Annotated in this window: 4 protein-coding genes; all 4 read left to right on the top strand. The window is 39.6% G+C overall.

Features of this window, described 5'->3' with window-relative positions:
* Positions 1-1284 (top strand): Do family serine endopeptidase (locus A2003_RS14890; RefSeq protein WP_286687577.1); only part of this gene is annotated, 1284 nt, incomplete at its 5' end.
* Between the two features lie 115 nt (positions 1285-1399).
* Complete coding sequence (locus A2003_RS14885) at positions 1400-1858, top strand: acyl-CoA thioesterase (protein ID WP_004913463.1); 459 nt, start codon at positions 1400-1402, stop codon at positions 1856-1858.
* A 161-nt stretch (positions 1859-2019) separates the two neighbouring features.
* The gene (gene lepA / locus A2003_RS14880) at positions 2020-3837 is read left to right on the top strand and encodes a translation elongation factor 4 (RefSeq protein ID WP_286687576.1); all 1818 of its coding nucleotides are present in this window, start codon (positions 2020-2022) and stop codon (positions 3835-3837) included.
* A gap of 21 nt (positions 3838-3858) precedes the next feature.
* Positions 3859-4722 (top strand): signal peptidase I, encoded by an 864-nt coding sequence (lepB, locus tag A2003_RS14875; protein WP_286687575.1) that lies wholly within the window; start codon positions 3859-3861, stop codon positions 4720-4722.
* The last annotated feature ends 8 nt before the right edge of the window (positions 4723-4730 follow it).

Below are 4730 nucleotides of genomic sequence, written 5' to 3'. Positions count from 1 at the left end.
AACCTCGTAGAACAGGTTAGTCCTGCGGTAGTGAGTGTAAATGTTGTCAAGAAAATGACTCAGGAAGAGTTGTTACAGCAACAAGTACCCGAAATACTACGTCGTTTTTTTGGTAATCAGATCATTATCCCGCAGCAGCAGGGACCACAAGAAAAAACTGCTTACGGCAGTGCATTTTTCATTAGTAAAGATGGTTATTTAGTTACCAACCATCATGTAATTGAGAATGCATCCAGAATTAGTATCACCCTAAATGATCGTCGTGAACTCGATGCAACCTTAGTGGGAAGTGACGAGCGAACAGATGTTGCTGTTCTCAAAGTGAATGGCAATAATTTTCCTGAATTAAAAATTGGTGATGTGAATCGACTCAAAGTTGGTGAGCCTGTTCTCGCGATTGGTTCGCCATTTGGTTTTGATTATTCAGCTTCAGCTGGAATTGTGAGTGCAAAGTCTCGAAATATGAGTGGTGAAACCTCTGTTCCATTTATTCAAACAGATGCCGCTTTAAATCCAGGTAACTCTGGTGGCCCTTTGTTCAATCAACAAGGTGAAGTGATTGGTGTTAACTCTCGTATCTTCAGTGGAACTGGAGGTTATATGGGATTGTCATTCTCTATTCCTATTGATGTTGCGATGGATGTTGTTCAGCAATTAAAAGTGAATGGTAAAGTGACACGTTCTTATCTTGGTGTGATGTTGCAAGATATTGATCGTAACCTAGCAGAGGCTTATAAATTACCAAAACCTGAAGGTTCTCTCATCACACAAGTTACACCTAAATCTCCAGCTGAAAAGGCAGGTTTGAAGTCGGGTGATGTGATTTTGAAAATCAATGGAAATTCAATTCTGCGCACAAGTGATTTGTTAAATGTGCTTAATCGGGTAGCCCCGAACCAAACGATTCAATTAGATGTTTTACGAGACGATAGAACTCGTACTATATCGGCAACACTTGGCACCGCGCCAGATGATACGCCAGCTGCAGAAGATAAGAATAATCCAACAAGTGGTTTAGGGATGAGTATCCGTAATTTAACTCAAGCAGAGCAAACTCGTTTGGATGTTAATGGTGGAATTCTCGTTCAAGATGTTAAGCGTGGTGGATTAGCATCATTGTCTAATATCGTCGCGGGTGATGTGATTATTCAGGTGAACGGAACTCCGATCACAAACAGTCAGATGTTTGCAAAAACGGTAGCTGCTTTACCAAAAAATAGCGTTGCGCGAGTTGCAATTATTCGCCAGGGGCAACGTGCAATTTTAGGTTTACGCTTACCTTAAATAAGATTAATGGTCTTGAAACCACCCAAATTTTGGGTGGTTTTTATTTTTGAAATTGGAACTAGATTGCACTAGTGTATGCCATGATCGTTGAATTTAGTGATTAATAAGTAATATGAGCACAATTTTTGATTTAAAAATTCAAGTAGAAGCTAAGCATATAGATGTATTGGGTCATGTTAACAATGTGATGTATGTCCAATGGATGCAAGATGTAGCTGCAGCACATATCGAAGCTTTAGGTTTGGGGTTAAAACAGTATTTTGAACTTAAGCATGCGATGGTGGCAGTCGAGCATCATGTTCAATATCGGAAAGCTGCGCTTGAAGGTGAAGAAATTATTTTAAGAACTTGGCTAGACGATCTAAATGCACTTTATTCATTTCGTCAGTACGCATTTTATCGACCTAAAGATCAAAGCATTATTTTTATGGGTAATACTAAGTGGGCTTGTATTGAAATTTCGACAGGGCGTCCAAAACGTATGTCACCAAGTTTCACACAAGCATATCAACCTATTTCCGCTAAGCTCGATCCTATGGATTTCTCAGTTTTGTACCATCAAGTAGATTAAGTTGCTTCGCGAGTAAGCTAAAGCGATAGGTTTTAAAAGCAAGATAATTATTTTGAATACTTTAAAATTGGCTTCTGTTATAATCGGCAACAATTTTGTTAAACCGTTTTGGCTTATAGCGACTAAAAAGTTATGAGCGTTCAATATTCTCAAGGTAACCCATGGCGCAAGCTAAAAAATCCGTAGATATCAAAAATATACGAAATTTCTCGATCATTGCTCATATTGACCATGGTAAGTCCACTTTGGCTGACCGTTTTATTCAAATGTGTGGTGGTTTGCAAGATCGTGAAATGCAAGCCCAAGTACTGGATTCAATGGAGCTCGAGCGCGAACGTGGGATTACCATTAAAGCTGCATCCGTTACTTTGTACTACACACATCCAAATGGTCAAGAGTATCAGCTTAACTTTATTGATACGCCAGGCCACGTAGATTTCTCATATGAAGTGTCACGTTCTTTAGCTGCTTGTGAAGGTGCATTACTGGTGGTCGATGCTGCACAGGGTGTTGAGGCTCAGTCTGTAGCGAACTGTTATACAGCAATTGAGCAGGGCTTGGAGGTATTACCAATCTTAAATAAGATTGATCTTCCACAAGCTGAGCCAGATCGTGTTATTCACGAGATTGAAGAAATCATTGGTATTGAAGCAACTGATGCTCCAACATGTTCAGCAAAAACTGGCTTGGGTGTAGAGGGTGTTTTAGAGCGTTTGGTTGACGTTATTCCAGCACCTGAAGGTGATCGTGAAGCTCCTTTACAAGCTTTAATCATTGATTCATGGTTTGATAATTATCTCGGTGTGGTTTCACTTGTTCGTATTAAACAAGGTCGTATCCGCAAAGGCGATAAAATGCTAGTGAAATCGACTGGTCAAACACATCCAGTTACCTCAGTTGGTGTTTTCAACCCTAAGCATACTGAGACCGATATCCTAGAAGCTGGTGAAGTAGGTTTCGTTATTGCGGGGATTAAGGATATTTTTGGTGCACCAGTAGGTGATACCATTACTTTATCATCGACACCTGATGTTGCCACTCTACCAGGTTTCAAAAAGGTTAAACCGCAAGTTTATGCTGGTCTTTTCCCAATTGATTCTAGCGACTTTGAACCATTCCGTGAAGCATTACAAAAGCTGCAAATTAACGACTCGGCATTGTTTTTTGAACCTGAAAGCTCAGATGCATTAGGTTTCGGATTCCGTTGCGGCTTCCTTGGTATGTTGCATATGGAAATCGTACAGGAACGTTTAGAGCGTGAGTATGATTTAGATTTAATCAGTTCAGCACCTACTGTAATTTATGAAGCACTCACCAAAAAAGGTGAAACCATTTATATCGACAGTCCATCAAAAATGCCAGATGGATCAACAGTCGAAGATTTGCGTGAACCAATTGCAGAATGTCATATTCTTGTTCCTCAAGAGTATCTAGGCAATGTGATGACTTTGTGTGTTGAGCGTCGTGGCGTGCAAAAGGATATGAAATTCCTTGGAAACCAAGTATCTATCACATTTGAAATCCCAATGGCTGAAGTGGTAATGGACTTCTTTGATCGATTGAAGTCTTGCTCACGTGGTTTTGCATCGCTCGATTACAACTTCGTACGTTTTGAGAGTTCATCTTTAGTTAAGGTTGATGTATTAATTAACGGTGAGAAAGTTGATGCATTAGCAATGATTTGCCACCGTCAGGATGCTCGCCATCGCGGAATCGCTTTGGTTGAAAAGATGAAGGATTTGATTCCTCGTCAAATGTTTGATGTTGCAATTCAGGCAGCGATTGGCGCACAAATTATTGCTCGTTCTACTGTAAAAGCGATGCGTAAAAACGTATTGGCAAAATGTTATGGTGGCGACGTGTCTCGTAAGAAGAAATTACTTTCAAAACAGAAAGAAGGTAAGAAGCGCATGAAGCAGGTGGGAAGTGTTGAAATCCCACAAGAAGCTTTCTTAGCTGTATTGAAAGTCGAACGATAAAGAAATAATTAGGACTCACCCATGGATTTTGATTTTAATTTGATTTTAGTACCTGCCACACTGATTTTTTTTCTAGTGTGGTTGCTTGATAAGTTTGTATTTAAACAGCGTGCAAACAAAGGTCGTGATCAGGAAAATTTTATTATCACATGGGCCTATGACTTCTGGCCAGTTTTAGCTGTTGTTTTGGTTTTACGTTCATTCTTATATGAGCCATTTAATATTCCTTCAGACTCTATGGTGCCAACCTTGGAGACTGGGGATTTTATTTTGGTCAACAAATTTGATTATGGTGTGCGTCTACCAATTGTGAACTCAAAAGTACTTGATGTTGGTGAGCCAAAGCGTGGGGAAGTAATTGTTTTTAGATACCCGCCACAGCCCACAATTAGCTATATTAAGCGTGTAGTTGGATTACCTGGTGATCATATCCAGTTTAAATCTGGGCAGTTGATTATCAATGGTAAACAGATTGCTAAAGCTGCCACTGAAGTAAATCGAGCAAAAGATCAATTAGAAACACCGACTGTGTATTATTTTAAAGAGACTTTGGGTGAGCATCAGCATTTGATTCGTTATCTAGATGGGCGTAACCCGCTAGCAGAACAATATCAATTCGCTCAGTTAAAAGGTGCTGAAGCTTTAGTACCATTTGTTGCAAAAGCAAATGACGTATTCATTCAAAGTAATGGTCAAGATTGGGAAGTAACTGTACCGAAAGGGCAATACTTCGCAATGGGTGATAACCGTGATCAAAGTGCGGACAGTCGTTTTTGGGGATTTGTTCCGGAAGAAAATTTAACTGGACGAGCATTCTATATTTGGATGCATAAAGAGCCTGGTTTTAATCTTCCAAGTTTTAACCGAAATGGTAAGATTGATTAATAAAAACA

The sequence above is a fragment of the Acinetobacter sp. GWC1_38_13 genome, from assembly GCF_001767535.1.
GTDB lineage: Bacteria > Pseudomonadota > Gammaproteobacteria > Pseudomonadales > Moraxellaceae > Acinetobacter > Acinetobacter junii.
This window is presented reverse-complemented; position numbering and strand designations above follow the sequence as displayed.